Here is an 18,295-nt window from a genome sequence, read left to right as displayed (position 1 = left end):
GCGGCGAATACAGGTCAATTTTGCCAAATACTGGACAAATGTAATGTCCTTAGAGAAGTGAGAGAGCGATCACAATGCTACTTTTTGGCGATCAGCTGGCTGTGGTACTGGCGTCGATATTCGGAAGGGGAACGTTCGGTGTGCTTGCGAAAGAGACGGCAAAAGTAGTTGCTGTCCGTAAATCCGCAGCGTGTGGCGATATCTTTAATTTTGAGATCGTAGCCTTTCAGCAGCTGACGCGCATGTTCCAGGCGCGTTTTTGTTAAATATTCATTGAATCCGACGCTGCCGACTTTCTGGAATAGATGGGAAAGGTAGTTTGGGGAGATGTAGAACGCCTGTGCCACGGATTCGCGAGTTAACAAAGAGGCATAATTTTCTTCGATATAGCTCCGAACGGCTTCGAACAGCGCCCTGCTGCGGCTGTCGGTGTGAATTTCGCTTCCAAGCAGATCCCGGCAGTGGCTGAGCAGGCTTAAAACTACCAGCTTTGCTGTGTCTTGTTCCTCAGGCTGCATCTGTAATTCGGTGAGCGTTTGCAGAAGAAAAGCTCCCGTTCGCGGGCCACGTCGGGCAACCTGGAGTTGTTGTAAGAGCACATTGTCACGCTGTAGCTCGATTGTAAGCTGCTGCTTACCGAAATGTATGCTCAGGACGTGAGGCGCAGGATGCGTGATTTGTCCAAAAAAAGAAAAAAACGCCTCGCAGGGAGCGCCAAGGGTAATGCCGAGGCAGGGAGAGGTTCGGGGATGGTGTTCAGCCAGCGCTGAAAAACGAATCTGACCCAGCGGTAACGTGCGGTTCACCAGGTCAGTCAAAATCTGGGTGATATCGGAATGCATAAGGAGACTACCGAAATTTGCCGGGTGGCGCTAACGCTTACCCGGCCTACTTATCGTAGGCCCGTGCAAGCGCAGCGCCGCCGGGCGTAAAGCATTAGCCGGTGTTACGCATACCTGCCGCAACGCCCGCAATCGTCACCATCAGCGCCTGTTCAACGCGTGGATCCGGCTCTTTCCCTTCCTCTTCCGCCAGACGCGAACGGTGCAGCAGCTCTGCCTGCAGGACGTTCAGCGGGTCGGTGTAGATATTACGCAGCTGGATAGACTCGGCAATCCACGGCAGGTCCGCCATCAGGTGTGAGTCGTTGGCGATATCCAGCACCACTTTGATGTCGCCTTCCAGCAGTTCGCGCAGTTCTTTACCCAGCGCCCACAGCTCTGGCTTCACCAGGCGCTGATCGTAGTATTCCGCCAGCCAGAGGTCAGCTTTCGAGAAGACCATCTCCAGCATTCCCAGACGGGTAGAGAAGAACGGCCAGTCGCGACACATGGTCTCCAGTTCGCTCTGTTTACCGTCTTCCACCACTTTTTGCAGTGCGGCACCGGCACCCAGCCAGGCGGGCAGCATCAGACGGTTCTGCGTCCAGGCAAAGATCCACGGGATTGCACGCAGAGACTCTACGCCGCCGGTCGGGCGACGTTTTGCAGGACGTGAGCCCAGCGGCAGTTTACCCAGCTCCTGTTCAGGCGTGGCTGAACGGAAGTAAGGCACGAAATCTTTGTTTTCACGCACGTAGCCGCGGTACAGATCGCAGGAGATAGCCGACAGCTCGTCCATGATGTGGCACCAGGAGGCTTTCGGCTCCGGCGGTGGCAGCAGGTTGGCTTCCAGGATCGCGCTGGTATAAAGCGACAGGCTGCTGATGGTCACTTCCGGCAGGCCGTACTTGAAGCGGATCATCTCACCCTGCTCGGTCACGCGCAGGCCGCCTTTCAGGCTTCCCGGCGGCTGTGACAGCAGCGCCGCGTGCGCTGGCGCGCCGCCACGGCCAATTGAGCCACCGCGTCCGTGGAACAGGGTCAGCTCGATACCGGCTTTTTCGCAGGTTTTGATCAGTGCATCCTGCGCCTGATACTGCGCCCAGGATGCCGCCATCACGCCCGCATCTTTCGCGGAGTCGGAATAGCCGATCATGACCATCTGTTTGCCCTGAATAAAGCCGCGATACCAGTCGATGTTCAGCAGCTGGCTCATCACGTCGTTGGCGTTGTTCAGGTCGTCGAGAGTTTCAAACAGCGGGGCGACCGGCAGGGCGTAGTCGATTCCCGCTTCTTTCAGCAGGAGGTGAACGCCCAGCACGTCGGATGGGGTTTTCGCCATGGAGATCACATAGGCAGCGACCGATCCTTTCGGTGCGTCCACGATCGCTTTACAGGTGTTGAGCACTTCGCGGGTATCGTTGCTTGGTTCCCAGTTGCGCGGCAGCAGAGGGCGCTTGGAGTTCAGCTCGCGGATCAGGAACGCCTGCTTGTCGGCTTCGGACCAGCTTTCATAGTCACCGATGCCGAGATAGCGGGTCAGCTCGCCCAGCGCTTCGGTATGACGGGTACTTTCCTGACGCACGTCGATACGCACCAGCGGCACGCCAAAACACTTCACGCGACGCAGGGTGTCGAGCAGTTCGCCGTTGGCGATGATGCCCATCCCGCAGGCCTGCAGCGATTTATAACAGGCGTAAAGCGGCTCCCAGAGCTGTTCGTTCTGGCTGAGCAGGCCTTCTGGTTTTGGCAGGCGCTGGCCTTTCAGGCGCGCTTCCAGCCAGGCCTGAGTGGCCATCAGCTGACCACGCAGCTTTTTCATCAGGAAACGGTACGGCTCGCTGGCGCCTTCTTCGCCGGCCAGCGCGCGCAGTTCCGGCGTCGCTTCAACCATCGACAGCTCGGAGATCAGCACCTGAATGTCTTTCAGGAACAGGTCGGTCGCTTTCCAGCGGCTCAGCAGCAGGACGTGGCGGGTGATTTCCGCGGTAACGTTCGGGTTGCCGTCGCGGTCGCCGCCCATCCAGGAGGTGAAGCGAACCGGCACGAAATCAACCGGCAGACGGTAGCCCAGGTTCGCTTCCAGTTGTTCGTTCAGCTCGCGCAGGTAGTTTGGTACCCCTTCCCACAGGCTGTTTTCCACCACCGCAAAGCCCCATTTGGCTTCGTCGACCGGGCTTGGGCGATGCTTACGAATTTCATCGGTGTGCCAGGACTGGGCAATCAGCTGGCGCAGACGGCGCATCAGCTGGTTGCGTTCATAGTCGGCAATGTCTTTGTTATCCAGCTGCTTCAGGCAGTTGTTCACTTCCACCATTTTGTGGATCAGGGTGCGACGGGTAATCTCGGTTGGGTGAGCGGTCAGTACCAGCTCCAGCGAAAGCGACTCCACCGCTTTTTTGATGGTGGCTTCGTTGAGGTCGGGCTGGTCTTTCAGTTTACGAAGGGTGCGGGCAATGACTTCCGGGTTGCTGGCCGCTTCGCCGTTTGGCGAAATGCTGTGGTATTGCTCAGCGGTGTTGGCCAGGTTCAGGAACTGGCTGAAGGCGCGCGCAACGGGCAGCAGCTCATCATTAGAGAGGTTCTGCAAGGTGGTGAGCAGCTCCTGACGACTGGCCTCGTTACCGGAACGGGAAGATTTAGACAGCTTGCGGATGGTTTCAACGCGGTCGAGGATGTTTTCCCCCAACGCATCTTTGATGGTATCTCCAAGCACTTTGCCGAGCATACTGACATTACTACGCAACGCGGAATATTGTTCGTTCATAAAAACCCAGTCACCCCATCATTTTTGTTTATGCCCATGTGAAAATCTTTTGGACATTATTTTGTCATCTCCCTTTATAAAGCCACGTAAAACCCCCGTCGTCAATTGCTGCGAAAACGGTTCAGCAAACGAATAAATGTGGGCAATTTACGAAATTTAATTCGCATTGCGTCAGATAAGAGATGCTTATGGAAATGTGACGAAGATCGCGGGATTTACTCCCCTCACCCTGCCCTCTCCCCAAAGGGGAGAGGGCAGGGTGAGGGGCAGTTTTTAATGCCAGCAGAAGTGATGCACAACCTGGGTAATCAGTTCGCGGGTGGGTTTGATAAAGCGGGTTTCCAGATATTCATCTGGCTGGTGCGCCTGGTTGATGGAGCCTGGGCCAAGAACCAGCGTCGGGCAAAGCGTCTGAATAAACGGCGCTTCGGTGCAGTAGTTCACCACGTCGGTTTTCTGGCCGAGCAGCTTTTCTACCACATCGACCAGCTGATGGTCCGGCGGGCATTCGTAACCCGGGATGGGCGGATGCAGTTCGGAGACCGTCAGGCGACCCGGCCAGCGTTCGCTCACCGGGGCCAGCGCCTCATTCAGCAGGCCGTCTAGATCGCTCAGGGTCATGCCCGGCAGCGGGCGAATATCCATGTGCAGTTCGCAGCAGGCGCAGATGCGGTTGGAGGCATCGCCGCCGTGCAGGCTGCCGAGGTTCAGCGTCGGGTACGGCACGGTGAACGCGTCGTAGTGATAGCGTGCTTTCAGATCGTCACGCAGGGCCATGATGCGGCCGATGGCATCATGCATCAGCTCAATGGCGTTCACGCCGCGCGCCGGATCGCTGGAGTGGCCGGACTGGCCGAGCACGCGCACGGCGGTAGAGATATGGCCTTTATGCGCGCGAATCGGCTGAAGAGACGTCGGTTCGCCGATGATCGCGCAATCCGGGCGAATCGACGTGTTTTCAGAGAAGTAGCGCGCGCCCGCCATGCTGGTCTCTTCATCAGCGGTCGCCAGAATGTAGAGCGGTTTTTTCAGCTTCGTCACGTCCACGTCACGCAGCGCGTCGAGGATAAAGGCGAAGAAGCCTTTCATGTCGGCGGTGCCCAGACCGTAGAGCTTGTTGTCGTGCTCGGTCAGGGTGAACGGATCGCGCGTCCAGCGGCCATCGTCGAACGGCACGGTGTCGGTATGACCGGCCAGCAGCAGGCCGCCCGCACCGGTTCCGGTACTGGCGAGCAGGTTAAATTTGTGGCGAGTGCCGGGGACGGGCTGAACCTCAACGTTAAACCCAAGATCGCTAAACCAACCCGCCAGCAGATTGATTAAAGACTCATTGCTCTGATCCAGCGCTTCTTCCGTTGCGCTGATGGACGGTGTGGCAATCAGGGCGCGGTAGATCTCGATAAATGGCGGTAAGTTCATTTTCATTGTTGACACACCTTAGGTCGTGATAGTATCAATATTCATGCAATAAATGTGAATAAAAATACATTAACGTTGAGCATAAAGGAACCCGATGTTGAATACGCTGATTGTAGGCGCTAGCGGTTATGCGGGCGCAGAGCTTGTAAGCTACGTGAATCGCCATCCACATATGACCATAACCGCTTTGACCGTGTCAGCGCAAAGCAATGATGCAGGAAAGTTAATTTCCGATTTGCATCCGCAGCTTAAGGGCCTGGTCGATCTGCCGCTGCAGCCCATGTCTGACATCAGCGAGTTTACTGACGGCGTCGACGTGGTGTTTTTAGCCACCGCACACGAGGTCAGCCACGACCTGGCGCCGCAGTTCCTGGCGGCTGGCTGCGCGGTCTTCGACCTCTCCGGCGCGTTCCGCGTTAACGACGGCGCGTTCTACGAAAAATATTACGGTTTCACCCATCAGCACCCTGATCTGCTTGAAAAAGCGGTGTACGGCCTGGCGGAGTGGAGCGCAGATAAACTGAAAGAAGCGGATCTGATTGCCGTTCCGGGCTGCTACCCGACGGCGGCGCAGCTTGCCCTGAAGCCGCTGATCGACGCGGGTCTGCTGGATCTGAACCAGTGGCCGGTGATCAACGCCACCAGCGGCGTGAGCGGTGCAGGACGCAAGGCGGCGATCTCTAACAGCTTCTGCGAAGTGAGCCTTCAGCCGTATGGCGTGTTTAATCATCGTCATCACCCTGAAATCACGACGCATCTGGGCGCGGACGTCATTTTCACCCCGCACCTGGGCAGCTTCCCGCGTGGGATCCTCGAAACCATTACCTGTCGCCTGAAACCGGGCGTGACCAAAGAGCAGGTGAGCGAGGTCTTCACGCAGGCGTACGCGGATAAACCGCTGGTACGTCTGTACGACAAAGGCGTGCCGGCGCTGAAAAACGTGGTCGGTCTGCCGTTCTGCGATATCGGCTTTGCCGTTCAGGGTGAGCATCTCATCGTGGTGGCCGCAGAAGATAACTTACTGAAAGGCGCTGCCGCACAGGCAATGCAGTGTGCAAATATTCGTTTCGGTTTCCCTGAAACGCAGGCTCTTATTTAAGGTGTGATGATGAACCCATTAATTATCAAACTCGGTGGTGTACTGCTGGACAGCGAAGAAGCGCTGGAGCGTCTGTTTACCGCGCTGGTGAACTATCGCGAATCACACCAACGTCCACTGGTGATTGTGCACGGCGGCGGCTGCGTGGTGGATGAGCTGATGAAAGGGCTCAACCTGCCGGTGATCAAGAAAAACGGCCTGCGCGTGACGCCTGCGGATCAGATTGACATTATCACCGGTGCGCTGGCGGGTACGGCGAACAAAACCCTGCTGTCCTGGGCGAAGAAACACCACATTGCCTCCGTTGGCCTCTATCTGGGCGATGGCGACAGCGTAAAAGTGACCCAGCTCGACGAAGCGCTTGGTCATGTTGGACTGGCGCAGCCGGGTTCGCCTAAGCTGATTAACACGCTGCTGGAAGGCGGTTTCCTGCCGGTGGTGAGCTCTATCGGCGTGACCGAAGAGGGTGAGCTGATGAACGTTAACGCTGACCAGGCGGCAACCGCACTGGCGGCAACGCTGGGTGCGGACCTGATCCTGCTCTCCGACGTGAGCGGCATTCTGGACGGAAAAGGCCAGCGCATCGCAGAAATGACGGCAGAGAAAGCCGAGCAGCTGATTGCGCAGGGCATCATCACCGACGGCATGATCGTCAAAGTGAACGCCGCGCTGGATGCGGCACGCACGCTGGGTCGCCCGGTAGATATCGCCTCCTGGCGTCACGCGGAGCAGCTCCCGGCGCTGTTTAACGGCACGCCGATTGGCACGCGTATTTTAGCGTAATCGATTTAATGTTTTGTAGGCCCGGTAAGCGCAGCGCCACCGGGCAATGAAATTCAAAGATATTAAGGAAGCATGTTATGGCACTTTGGGGTGGGCGTTTTACACAGGCAGCGGATCAGCGGTTCAAACAGTTCAACGACTCTTTGCGCTTCGACTACCGCCTGGCCGAACAGGATATTGTCGGCTCTGTGGCCTGGTCCAAAGCGCTGGTGACGGTGGGCGTGCTGACCCCAGAGGAACAGCTGCAGCTGGAAGAGGCGCTCAACAATCTGCTGGAAGAAGTGCGTCTGGATCCGCAGCAAATTCTGCAAAGCGATGCCGAAGATATTCACAGCTGGGTGGAAGGTAAACTGATCGACAAGGTCGGCCAGCTGGGTAAAAAGCTGCATACCGGCCGGAGCCGTAACGACCAGGTCGCCACCGATCTGAAGCTGTGGTGTAAGGATACCGTTGGCGAACTGCTGGCGGCTAACCGTCAGCTGCAGACCGCGCTGGTGGAGACCGCACAGAATAATCAGGACGCGGTGATGCCGGGCTATACCCACCTGCAGCGCGCGCAGCCGGTGACCTTTGCGCACTGGTGTCTGGCCTATGTAGAGATGCTGGCGCGTGACGAAAGCCGTCTGCAGGATACCCTGAAGCGTCTGGACGTCAGCCCGCTGGGCAGCGGCGCGCTGGCGGGTACCGCTTACGGAATCGACCGTGAACAGCTGGCAGGCTGGCTGGGCTTTGCCTCCGCTACCCGTAACAGCCTGGATAGCGTCTCCGATCGTGACCACGTGCTGGAACTGCTCTCTAACGCGTCTATCGGTATGGTGCACCTGTCGCGCTTTGCCGAAGATCTGATCTTCTTTAACTCCGGCGAAGCGGGCTTCGTCGAGCTGTCTGACCGTGTGACGTCCGGCTCTTCGCTGATGCCGCAGAAGAAAAACCCGGACGCGCTGGAGCTGATCCGCGGGAAATGTGGCCGCGTGCAGGGCGCACTGACCGGCATGATGATGACCCTGAAAGGGCTGCCGCTGGCGTACAACAAAGATATGCAGGAAGACAAAGAAGGGCTGTTCGACGCGCTCGACACCTGGCTGGACTGTCTGCATATGGGCGCGCTGGTGCTGGATGGCATTCAGGTGAAGCGTCCGCGCTGTCAGGAAGCGGCGCAGCAGGGCTATGCGAACGCGACCGAGCTGGCGGATTACCTGGTGGCGAAGGGCGTACCGTTCCGTGAAGCGCACCATATTGTCGGTGAAGCGGTAGTGGAAGCCATTCGTCAGGGTAAACCGCTGGAAGATCTGGCGCTGGCCGATCTACAGAAATTCAGCGCGGTTATCGGGGATGATGTGTATCCAATACTGGCGCTGCAGTCCTGCCTGGATAAGCGTGCGGCGAAAGGCGGCGTGTCGCCTAAGCAGGTGGCGCAGGCGATTGCGGATGCGAAAAACCGACTGATTTGATGCCTGAAACGTCGGGTGGCGGCTTCGCCTTACCCGACCTACAAAACCCCAGCCCAACCCTGAGTTGGGCTTTTTTACGCAAAAAAAAGCGGACCACGGGGTCCGCAAAAGTTCACGTTGGCTTTAGTTGTTCGAGTTTTGAGAGAAACTCGCTGACGGTGCGGGGACGTCAAGGGTCAAACACGTGCCGCCTCGTCTATGTGGTGTATTATTCAACAGAATTCTTGATAGGGATAATCGTTCGTTGCTATGCTATCTATCGCCATGAACTATCGTGGCGACGGAGGATAAATAATGAATATTCGTGATCTTGAATACCTGGTAGCGTTAGCCGAGCATCGTCACTTTCGCCGCGCGGCAGATTCCTGCCACGTCAGCCAGCCCACGCTGAGCGGCCAGATCCGCAAGCTGGAAGACGAGTTGGGCGTGATGCTGCTGGAGCGCACCAGTCGTAAGGTTCTGTTCACACAGGCAGGTCTTCTGCTGGTGGATCAGGCGCGCACCGTGCTGCGCGAGGTCAAAGTGCTCAAGGAAATGGCAAGCCAGCAGGGGGAGGCCATGTCCGGCCCGCTGCATATTGGCCTGATCCCAACCGTTGGCCCGTACCTGTTACCGCACATCATTCCGATGCTGCACCAGACGTTCCCGAAACTCGAAATGTACCTGCACGAAGCGCAAACCCATCAGCTGTTGGCACAGCTGGACAGCGGCAAGCTCGACTGCGCCATTCTGGCACTGGTAAAAGAGAGTGAAGCCTTTATTGAAGTGCCGCTGTTCGATGAGCCGATGATGCTGGCGATCTATGAAGATCACCCGTGGGCGAACCGCGATCGCGTGCCGATGGCCGATCTGGCGGGTGAAAAGCTGCTGATGCTGGAAGATGGCCACTGCCTGCGCGACCAGGCGATGGGCTTCTGCTTCGAAGCGGGTGCGGATGAGGATACCCATTTCCGCGCAACCAGCCTGGAAACGCTGCGTAATATGGTCGCGGCGGGAAGCGGTATTACGCTGCTGCCTGCGCTGGCGGTACCGCACGAGCGTAAACGTGATGGCGTGGTCTACTTGCCGTGCATTAAACCAGAGCCGCGTCGTACGATTGGCCTGGTCTATCGCCCTGGGTCACCGCTGCGTAGCCGCTATGAGCAGCTGGCAGAGGCCATCCGTGGTGCGATGGATGGCCATTTTGACAGCGCGTTAAAACAGGCGGTTCAGGCCGTTTAGTGCCGCTACCCGGTAGGCTTCCGCCATGGTCGGGTAGTTAAAGGTGGTGTTAACGAAGTACTCAATGGTGTTACCACCACCTTTCTGCTCCATGATGGCTTGGCCGATATGAATGATTTCCGCGGCGCGTTCACCAAAGCAGTGAATCCCGAGGATCTCTTTCGTCTCGCGATGGAACAGAATTTTCAGTGTACCCACGCTCATCCCCACGATTTGCGCCCGCGCCAGATGTTTAAACTGCGCACGACCCACCTCGTAAGGCACCTTCATTGACGTCAGCTGCTGCTCGGTTTTCCCTACGGAACTGATTTCCGGGATGGTGTAGATGCCCGTCGGGATATCTTCAATCAGATGCGCCGTCGCTTCGCCTTTCACCAGCGCCTGAGCCGCAATGCGTCCCTGGTCGTAAGCGGCTGAGGCCAGGCTTGGATAGCCAATGACGTCGCCGACCGCGTAAACGTGCGGCAGGGCGGTCTGATACATGCTGTTGACCTTCAACTGACCGCGGCTGTCGGTTTCAAGCCCTATATTTTCCAGCTGCAGGGAATCGGTGTTGCCGGTACGGCCGTTGGCGTACAGGAGGCAGTCCGCTTTCAGCTTCTTGCCGGACTTGAGGTGCATGATCACCCCGTCGTCGCAGCCTTCGATCTTCTCGTACTCTTCGTTGTGGCGAATGACCACGCCGCTGTTCCAGAAGTGGTAGGAGAGGGAGTCCGACATCTCCTGATCGAGGAAGGCCAGCAGGCGGTCGCGAGTGTTGATCAGGTCAACTTTGACGTCCATTCCGCGGAAGATCGACGCATATTCGCAACCAATGACCCCTGCGCCATAGATAATGACGTGGCGGGGTTCATGGTGCAGGCTCAGAATCGAGTCGCTGTCGTAGACGCGCGGGTGCGAGAAGTCCACGTCGGCCGGATGGTATGGGCGTGAACCGCAGGCAATCACAAATTTTTCAGCGGTGATGGTTTCAACCGACCCGTCGTGGCATTCGAGTGCCAGGGTGTGTTCATCCACAAAATGCGCGTTGCCCTGCAAAATTTCACAGTGGTTACGCTCATAAAACCCCTGACGCATGCGCGTCTGCTGGTTAATGACGGTATCCGCGTGGTTCAGGATGTCGGCAAAGGAGGAACGAAGAAGTCGGGAGTGGTCGCTGTAAAGAGGGTTCTGGTTAAATTCGATAATGCGGCTAACGGCGTGGCGGAGGGCTTTCGAAGGGATGGTGCCCCAGTGGGTGCAACCGCCGCCGACATTATGGTAGCGCTCAATGACCGCTACTCTGGCTCCCTGTTTCACCAGACCCATAGCAGCGCCTTCGCCGCCGGGGCCGGAACCAATAACTATTGCGTCGTAATCGTAGGAATGTGGCATGGCAAGGCTTACCTGTTCTTATACATAAAAGCAACAGAATCATAACATCATTGCCAGAGTAACCCAATTATCGTTGTGCTTTTTTCCGGCAGTGGAGCACAAACCGCACGTAAACAATCATTCACAAAGCCAGGCAAACAGATTAATTTTATTCTCTGGTATAGTGCCATCAGGCCTTTGGAAGGATTCAACTATCGTGATGGGCGTAAGAGCACAACAAAAAGAGAAAACCCGGCGTTCGCTGGTGGAAGCCGCATTCAGTCAACTGAGTGCTGAGCGAAGTTTTGCCAGTTTGAGCCTGCGCGAAGTCGCACGCGAGGCCGGGATTGCGCCAACGTCCTTCTATCGTCACTTCCGTGATGTGGATGAACTGGGCCTGACCATGGTCGACGAGAGCGGTTTGATGCTGCGCCAGCTGATGCGCCAGGCGCGTCAGCGTATCGCCAAAGGGGGCAGCGTGATCCGTACCTCCGTGTCGACCTTTATGGAATTTATCGGCAATAACCCCAACGCGTTTCGTCTGCTTCTGCGCGAGCGTTCGGGCACGTCGGCGGCGTTTCGTGCCGCCGTCGCGCGCGAAATTCAGCACTTCATCGCGGAACTTGCCGACTATCTTGAACTCGAAAACCATATGCCGCGTGCGTTTACCGAAGCACAGGCCGAGGCGATGGTGACGATTGTTTTCAGCGCAGGTGCCGAAGCGCTGGATGTCAGCATTGAACAACGCAAGCAGCTTGAAGAGCGACTGGTATTGCAGCTCAGGATGATCTCCAAAGGCGCGTACTACTGGTATCGCCGTGAACAAGAGAAACTGGCACATCAAACCGAAGAGTGAAGGTGAGTAATGAAACAGTCAGGTCAGGATAAAGGGACGCTGTTGCTGGCATTGATCGCTGGCTTATCCATTAATGGTACGTTCGCCGCTATTTTTAGCTCCATCGTGCCGTTTTCGATTTTCCCGCTGATTGCGCTGGTGCTGACGGTGTACTGCCTGCATCAACGCTACCTGAACCGCACCATGCCGGTGGGGTTACCGGGGCTGGCCGCCGCCTGCTTTATTCTGGGCGTATTGTTGTACAGCACGGTGGTGCGCGCGGAGTATCCGGATATCGGCTCTAACTTCTTCCCTGCGGTACTGTCTGTGGCGCTGGTGTTCTGGATTGGCTCGCGCATGCGTAGCCGTAAAAGCCAGTTACCGGAATAAAGGTTTTTGTCATTGTAGGCCGGATAAGCGAAGCGCCATCCGGCTTTTTGGCAGGTGGCGCTTCGCTTACCTGCCCTACAAGGCCACATTACTTCGCCGTGAGCAGTACACCGCACTCCATATGGTGCGTATACGGGAACTGATCGAACAGCGCCAGACGTTCAACCTTGTGCGTCTGGCCTAACGTTTCCAGGTTCTTGCACAGCGTCTCCGGATTACAGGAGATGTACAAAATACGCGGGTACGCCTGCACCATCTTCTCGGTTTCGCTGTCCAGGCCACTGCGCGGCGGGTCGACAAAAATTGTCTCACACTGGTAGCTCTTCAGATCGATGCCTTCCAGACGGTTAAACTGGCGAACGCCGTTCATCGCCTGCGTGAACTCTTCTGCGGCCATACGAATGATCTGCACGTTGTCGATATGGTTGGCGGCAATGTTGTACTGCGCGGCGGCAACCGACGGTTTGGCGATTTCCGTTGCCAGGACGCGATCGAAGTTACGCGCCAGCGCCAGCGAGAAGTTGCCGTTACCGCAGTAGAGCTCAAGCAGATCGCCCGTTGATCCTTCCGTCGCCTTCAGCGCCCACTCCAGCATCTGCACGTTCATTGCAGCGTTCGGCTGGGTGAAGCTGTTCTCGACCTGACGATACACCATCTCTTTACCCGCCACCGGCAGACGCTCGTCGATGTAGTCCTGATCCAGCATGATTTTGGTTTTTGTCGCGCGGCCAATCAGGTGAACGTTGATGTTCTGCGCACGCAGCGCATCGCGCAGCGCTTCCGCCTGCTCGCGCCACTCGTCGTTCAGGGCTTTGTGGTACAGCAGGGAGACAATCGCCTGATTGCTTTGCGTGGTCAGGTAGTCAATCTGGAAAAGCTTGTTACGCAGTACCGGGTTGTTACGCACGCCGTCCATTATCAGCGTCATTAATTGGTTAATGAGCTCACTCGCTGCCGGGAAGCTGTCCACGCGGATACGGGACTTCGTCTGCTGATCGAAAATGATGTGGTACAGGTCGTCACCGTCATGCCAGATGCGAAACTCGGCACGCATGCGGTAGTGGCTGACAGGAGAGCGGAACACCTCGGGAACGGGCGCGTTGAAAGGCGTCATCATACTTTGCAGGCGGACAACTTTCTCTGCCAGCTGCGCGTCGTACTGTTCTGTCGGGAGGTGTTCTGGGGTCATGATGCGTCCTGAGTGATAAAGAATTACGCGGCGATTGTAGGGATTGTTCAGGGGATGTCCAGATTTAATGGCCAATAGCTGTCTGGACATCCATACGTGTCTAATTGTAGCATTCTGTTTCCGGTCTCCTGAGAGTGAAAAGGGAATCCAGTGTAAATCTGGAGCTGACGCGCAGCGGTAAAGACTGGCGGGATGAGCGTTGTAGACACTGTGAAAATGGGAAGTCTTCATCCTTATATAGCCACCTAGCCCGAAGACCTGCCGGGATCACGTCGCATTTGGTTTCATCATCGCGTGCTATCGATGAGGCCTGCGGCATCCTTCTTATATTGTGGATGCTTTAACAATGATTAAAAAAGTATCGCTGTTGACGGCGTTGTCCGTCACGGCATTTTCGGGCTGGGCGCAGGATAGCGCAGACTCGTTGGTGGTGACGGCAAATCGTTTTGAACAACCTGAAAAAACTATTCTGGCTGCAAACACGGTTGTTACGCGTGCCGATATTGATCGTTGGCAGTCAACCTCGCTCCTGGATGTTATGCGTCGCCTGCCCGGCGTGGATACGGCGCAAAATGGCGGGATGGGGCAACTCTCTTCTCTCTTTATCCGTGGCACCAACTCCAGCCACGTCCTGATCCTTGTTGACGGGATCCGCCTGAACCAGGCGGGCGTCACGGGGTCGTCCGATCTCAGCCAGTTCCCAATCTCCCTGGTACAGCGAATCGAATATGTTCGTGGACCGCGTTCGGCGGTATACGGCTCGGACGCGATCGGCGGCGTCGTAAACATTATTACCACTCGCGCGACGGACGGTACCACGCTGAATGCTGGCGTAGGCTCGCACGGCTACCAGAATTATGGTGGCAGTACTCAGCAAACACTGGGCGACAGCACGCGCGTCACGCTTGCGGGTGATTACACCTATACCAAAGGGTTTGATGTGGTTGCGGATGGCAACAATGGTGGCCTTGCCCAGACCGATCGCGACGGCTTTATGAATAAAACGCTCTACGGCGCACTGGATCACGCATTCTCAGACCAGTGGAGCGGTTTTGTTCGCGGCTTTGGCTACAGCAACCGTACTGCCTACGACGGTTACTACAGCTCATTTACCCCTGACGTACTGGTCGATACCCGCCAGCTTTATAGTCAGACCTGGGATGCAGGATTGCGCTTCAATGATGACATCTTCCATTCACAGCTGCTCACCAGCTATAGCCACAGCAAGGACTATAACTACGACCCGAATTTAGGCCGCTACGATTCGACAGCCACGCTGGATGAAATCAAGCAGTACAATGTCCAGTGGCTCAACTCCGTTGATGTTGGCCAAGGGAACATTGGCGCGGGCGTTGACTGGCAGAAGCAGAGCACCGAGCCGGGTACAAACTACGTGACCAACGGCTACGACCTGCGTAACACCGGCGTCTACCTGACCGGGCTGCAGCAGTTTGGTGACTTCACCCTGGAAGGGGCGGTTCGCAGCGATGACAACTCTCAGTTCGGTCGTCATGGCACCTGGCAAAGCAGTGCGGCCTGGGAGTTCGTGGAGGGTTACCGCTTCGTTGCTTCTTATGGTACGGCCTATAAAGCACCGAATCTGGGTCAACTCTATGGTTTCTATGGCAATGACCATCTTGATCCAGAAGAGAGCAAACAGTGGGAAGGTGCGTTTGAAGGCCTGACGGCAGGCGTGAGCTGGCGCGTATCCGGCTACCGTAATGACGTTGATAATCTCATCGACTTCGATAATAATCTCCAGCAATATTACAACGTCGGTAAAGCGCGCATTAAAGGTGTGGAAGCGACAGCATCGTTTGACACGGGGCCATTGACGCACACCGTTGGCTACGACTACGTGGATGCCCGCAATGCTGCAACCAACGAACTTCTGGACCGTCGTGCTAAGCAGCAGGTGAAATATCAGCTCGACACGCAGATCTATGATTTCGACTGGAGCCTGACTTATCACTATCTCGGTACGCGTTACGACACTGACTTTGGTACTTACCCGTCTGAGAAAGTAAAAATGGGCGGTGTAAGCCTGTGGGATGTCGCAGTTTCGTATCCTGTCACCTCACACCTTACAGTTCGTGGTAAAATAGCCAACCTGTTCGATAAAGATTACGAGACAGTTTATGGCTACCAAACTGCAGGACGGGAATACACCTTGTCTGGCAGCTACACCTTCTAATCCGCGTCCCACCGTGCTGGTGTTTGATTCCGGCGTCGGTGGGCTTTCGGTCTATGATGAGATTCGGCATCTCCTGCCGGATCTCCATTACATCTACGCCTTCGATAACGTCGCTTTCCCGTACGGGGAAAAGAGCGAAGATTTTATTGTCGAGCGCGTGGTGGAAATCGTCACTGCGGTACAAAAGCGCTATCCCCTTGCGCTGGCTGTCATCGCGTGTAACACGGCGAGCACCGTTTCTCTTCCCGCCCTGCGTGAAAAATTCCAGTTCCCGGTTGTGGGCGTCGTTCCTGCAATAAAGCCTGCCGCGCGTCTGACAGCGAACGGCATTGTGGGCTTGCTGGCCACGCGAGGCACGGTAAAGCGTCCTTATACCCGCGAGCTGATCGACCGTTTCGCTAATGAATGCCAGATTGCGATGCTCGGTTCGGCTGAGCTGGTGGAGATGGCGGAAGCGAAGCTGCATGGCAAGTCGGTATCACTCGACGAGCTGCGTCGTATTCTTCGTCCGTGGCTGAGGATGCCCGAACCCCCGGATACCGTTGTGCTGGGCTGTACCCACTTCCCGCTACTCCAGGAAGAGCTATTAGAGGTACTGCCGGAGGGGACGCGCCTGGTGGATTCCGGAGCGGCTATTGCCCGTCGTACGGCATGGTTGCTGGAGCATGAAGCCCCGGATGCGAAATCTACCGATGCGAATATCGCGTTTTGTATGGCGTTAACAAAAGAAACTGAACAACTTTTACCCGTTTTACGCCGTTATGGCTTTGAAACGCTCGAAAAACTGGCGCTATAGCACGGTTTTGAGCAAAAAAGAGACGGTTGAAAGTTTTTTTTAAAAGAGGGGTTGTCAACGTCTGAGAACTCCCTATAATGCGCCTCCACTGACACGGAACAACGGCTTACAGGCCGCCGGGTTAGCGGGGTTCAGAGATGAACGCCAACAGAGAAAAGCGAAAATAATCACTTGACTCTGAATGAGGAAAACGTAATATACGGGACCTCGCAACGGTGAGCTTAACGCCGCGTTGCAACTGCTCTTTAACAATTTATCAGACAATCTGTGTGGGCACTCAAAGTGACATGGATTCTTAATGTCTTCGGACAATAAATGAATACCAAGTCTCTGAGTGAACATACGTAATTCATTACGAAGTTTAATTCACGAGCATCAAACTTAAATTGAAGAGTTTGATCATGGCTCAGATTGAACGCTGGCGGCAGGCCTAACACATGCAAGTCGAGCGGCAGCGGAAAGTAGCTTGCTACTTTGCCGGCGAGCGGCGGACGGGTGAGTAATGTCTGGGAAACTGCCTGATGGAGGGGGATAACTACTGGAAACGGTAGCTAATACCGCATAACGTCGCAAGACCAAAGAGGGGGACCTTCGGGCCTCTTGCCATCAGATGTGCCCAGATGGGATTAGCTAGTAGGTGGGGTAACGGCTCACCTAGGCGACGATCCCTAGCTGGTCTGAGAGGATGACCAGCCACACTGGAACTGAGACACGGTCCAGACTCCTACGGGAGGCAGCAGTGGGGAATATTGCACAATGGGCGCAAGCCTGATGCAGCCATGCCGCGTGTATGAAGAAGGCCTTCGGGTTGTAAAGTACTTTCAGCGGGGAGGAAGGTGTTGAGGTTAATAACCTCAGCAATTGACGTTACCCGCAGAAGAAGCACCGGCTAACTCCGTGCCAGCAGCCGCGGTAATACGGAGGGTGCAAGCGTTAATCGGAATTACTGGGCGTAAAGCGCACGCAGGCGGTCTGTCAAGTCGGATGTGAAATCCCCGGGCTCAACCTGGGAACTGCATTCGAAACTGGCAGGCTAGAGTCTTGTAGAGGGGGGTAGAATTCCAGGTGTAGCGGTGAAATGCGTAGAGATCTGGAGGAATACCGGTGGCGAAGGCGGCCCCCTGGACAAAGACTGACGCTCAGGTGCGAAAGCGTGGGGAGCAAACAGGATTAGATACCCTGGTAGTCCACGCCGTAAACGATGTCGACTTGGAGGTTGTGCCCTTGAGGCGTGGCTTCCGGAGCTAACGCGTTAAGTCGACCGCCTGGGGAGTACGGCCGCAAGGTTAAAACTCAAATGAATTGACGGGGGCCCGCACAAGCGGTGGAGCATGTGGTTTAATTCGATGCAACGCGAAGAACCTTACCTACTCTTGACATCCAGAGAACTTTCCAGAGATGGATTGGTGCCTTCGGGAACTCTGAGACAGGTGCTGCATGGCTGTCGTCAGCTCGTGTTGTGAAATGTTGGGTTAAGTCCCGCAACGAGCGCAACCCTTATCCTTTGTTGCCAGCGGTTAGGCCGGGAACTCAAAGGAGACTGCCAGTGATAAACTGGAGGAAGGTGGGGATGACGTCAAGTCATCATGGCCCTTACGAGTAGGGCTACACACGTGCTACAATGGCGCATACAAAGAGAAGCGACCTCGCGAGAGCAAGCGGACCTCATAAAGTGCGTCGTAGTCCGGATTGGAGTCTGCAACTCGACTCCATGAAGTCGGAATCGCTAGTAATCGTAGATCAGAATGCTACGGTGAATACGTTCCCGGGCCTTGTACACACCGCCCGTCACACCATGGGAGTGGGTTGCAAAAGAAGTAGGTAGCTTAACCTTCGGGAGGGCGCTTACCACTTTGTGATTCATGACTGGGGTGAAGTCGTAACAAGGTAACCGTAGGGGAACCTGCGGTTGGATCACCTCCTTACCTTAAAGAACCTGCCTTTGTAGTGCTCACACAGATTGTCTGATGAAAAAAC

General features: G+C 55.9%; 13 protein-coding genes, 1 rRNA gene and 1 riboswitch. Of the genes, 9 read left to right on the top strand and 5 right to left on the bottom strand.

Features of this window, described 5'->3' with window-relative positions; translation table 11 throughout:
• Positions 1-77: 77 nt before the first annotated feature.
• The 3 genes from V1572_RS02235 to argE form a co-directional block, all read right to left on the bottom strand.
• Positions 78-842: a helix-turn-helix transcriptional regulator gene (locus V1572_RS02235; RefSeq protein ID WP_262823553.1), complete on the bottom strand. Its 765-nt coding sequence runs from the start codon at positions 840-842 to the stop codon at positions 78-80.
• A 94-nt stretch (positions 843-936) separates the two neighbouring features.
• Positions 937-3,588 (bottom strand): phosphoenolpyruvate carboxylase, encoded by a 2,652-nt coding sequence (gene ppc / locus V1572_RS02230; RefSeq protein ID WP_045909126.1) that lies wholly within the window; start codon positions 3,586-3,588, stop codon positions 937-939.
• Positions 3,589-3,861: 273 nt separating this feature from the next.
• The gene (gene argE, locus V1572_RS02225; RefSeq protein ID WP_196353157.1) at positions 3,862-5,013 is read right to left on the bottom strand and encodes an acetylornithine deacetylase; all 1,152 of its coding nucleotides are present in this window, start codon (positions 5,011-5,013) and stop codon (positions 3,862-3,864) included.
• An 88-nt stretch (positions 5,014-5,101) separates the two neighbouring features.
• On the opposite strand from argE, the gene argC reads away from it, so the two are divergent.
• The 4 genes from argC (at position 5,102) to oxyR (ending at position 9,561) form a co-directional block, all read left to right on the top strand.
• Positions 5,102-6,106: an N-acetyl-gamma-glutamyl-phosphate reductase gene (gene argC, locus V1572_RS02220; RefSeq protein ID WP_395299665.1), complete on the top strand. Its 1,005-nt coding sequence runs from the start codon at positions 5,102-5,104 to the stop codon at positions 6,104-6,106.
• Positions 6,107-6,112: 6 nt separating this feature from the next.
• Complete coding sequence (argB, locus tag V1572_RS02215) at positions 6,113-6,889, top strand: acetylglutamate kinase (protein ID WP_086374972.1); 777 nt, start codon at positions 6,113-6,115, stop codon at positions 6,887-6,889.
• Between the two features lie 77 nt (positions 6,890-6,966).
• Positions 6,967-8,340: an argininosuccinate lyase gene (gene argH, locus V1572_RS02210; protein ID WP_395299664.1), complete on the top strand. Its 1,374-nt coding sequence runs from the start codon at positions 6,967-6,969 to the stop codon at positions 8,338-8,340.
• 294 nt (positions 8,341-8,634) lie between these two features.
• Complete coding sequence (oxyR, locus tag V1572_RS02205) at positions 8,635-9,561, top strand: DNA-binding transcriptional regulator OxyR (RefSeq protein ID WP_044597477.1); 927 nt, start codon at positions 8,635-8,637, stop codon at positions 9,559-9,561.
• On the opposite strand, the gene sthA is transcribed toward oxyR, so the two are convergent.
• Positions 9,535-10,935 (bottom strand): Si-specific NAD(P)(+) transhydrogenase, encoded by a 1,401-nt coding sequence (gene sthA, locus V1572_RS02200; protein ID WP_008501785.1) that lies wholly within the window; start codon positions 10,933-10,935, stop codon positions 9,535-9,537. The genes oxyR and sthA overlap by 27 nt on opposite strands.
• 196 nt (positions 10,936-11,131) lie before the next feature.
• Here sthA and fabR point away from each other — a divergent pair, with 196 nt between their 5' ends.
• Both fabR and V1572_RS02190 read left to right on the top strand, forming a co-directional pair.
• Positions 11,132-11,770 (top strand): HTH-type transcriptional repressor FabR, encoded by a 639-nt coding sequence (gene fabR / locus V1572_RS02195; RefSeq protein ID WP_008501784.1) that lies wholly within the window; start codon positions 11,132-11,134, stop codon positions 11,768-11,770.
• A gap of 9 nt (positions 11,771-11,779) precedes the next feature.
• The gene (locus tag V1572_RS02190; protein ID WP_008501783.1) at positions 11,780-12,139 is read left to right on the top strand and encodes a YijD family membrane protein; all 360 of its coding nucleotides are present in this window, start codon (positions 11,780-11,782) and stop codon (positions 12,137-12,139) included.
• Between the two features lie 88 nt (positions 12,140-12,227).
• Here the strand turns inward: V1572_RS02190 and trmA are convergent, their stop codons facing one another.
• Positions 12,228-13,328 carry a tRNA (uridine(54)-C5)-methyltransferase TrmA gene (trmA, locus tag V1572_RS02185; RefSeq protein WP_023333837.1) on the bottom strand — a complete coding sequence of 367 codons (1,101 nt, stop codon included), beginning with the start codon at positions 13,326-13,328 and terminating at the stop codon, positions 12,228-12,230.
• 104 nt (positions 13,329-13,432) lie between these two features.
• Positions 13,433-13,609, top strand: a riboswitch (cobalamin riboswitch).
• A gap of 65 nt (positions 13,610-13,674) precedes the next feature.
• Between trmA and btuB the strand changes: the two genes are divergently transcribed.
• From btuB to V1572_RS02170, 3 genes are all read left to right on the top strand, one after another.
• Positions 13,675-15,522, top strand: coding sequence for a TonB-dependent vitamin B12 receptor BtuB (btuB, locus tag V1572_RS02180; protein WP_395299663.1), 1,848 nt, complete (start codon positions 13,675-13,677; stop codon positions 15,520-15,522).
• Complete coding sequence (gene murI / locus V1572_RS02175; protein WP_048028420.1) at positions 15,467-16,318, top strand: glutamate racemase; 852 nt, start codon at positions 15,467-15,469, stop codon at positions 16,316-16,318. The genes btuB and murI overlap by 56 nt, the downstream gene beginning before the upstream one ends.
• 383 nt (positions 16,319-16,701) lie before the next feature.
• Positions 16,702-18,243: ribosomal RNA gene (locus V1572_RS02170) — 16S ribosomal RNA — on the top strand.
• Positions 18,244-18,295 lie beyond the last annotated feature (52 nt).

Source organism: Enterobacter quasiroggenkampii (assembly GCF_043972695.1).
Lineage (GTDB): Bacteria > Pseudomonadota > Gammaproteobacteria > Enterobacterales > Enterobacteriaceae > Enterobacter > Enterobacter quasiroggenkampii.
The sequence above is the reverse complement of the archived record's forward strand: the minus strand, read 5'-3'. Positions and strand labels throughout refer to the sequence as shown.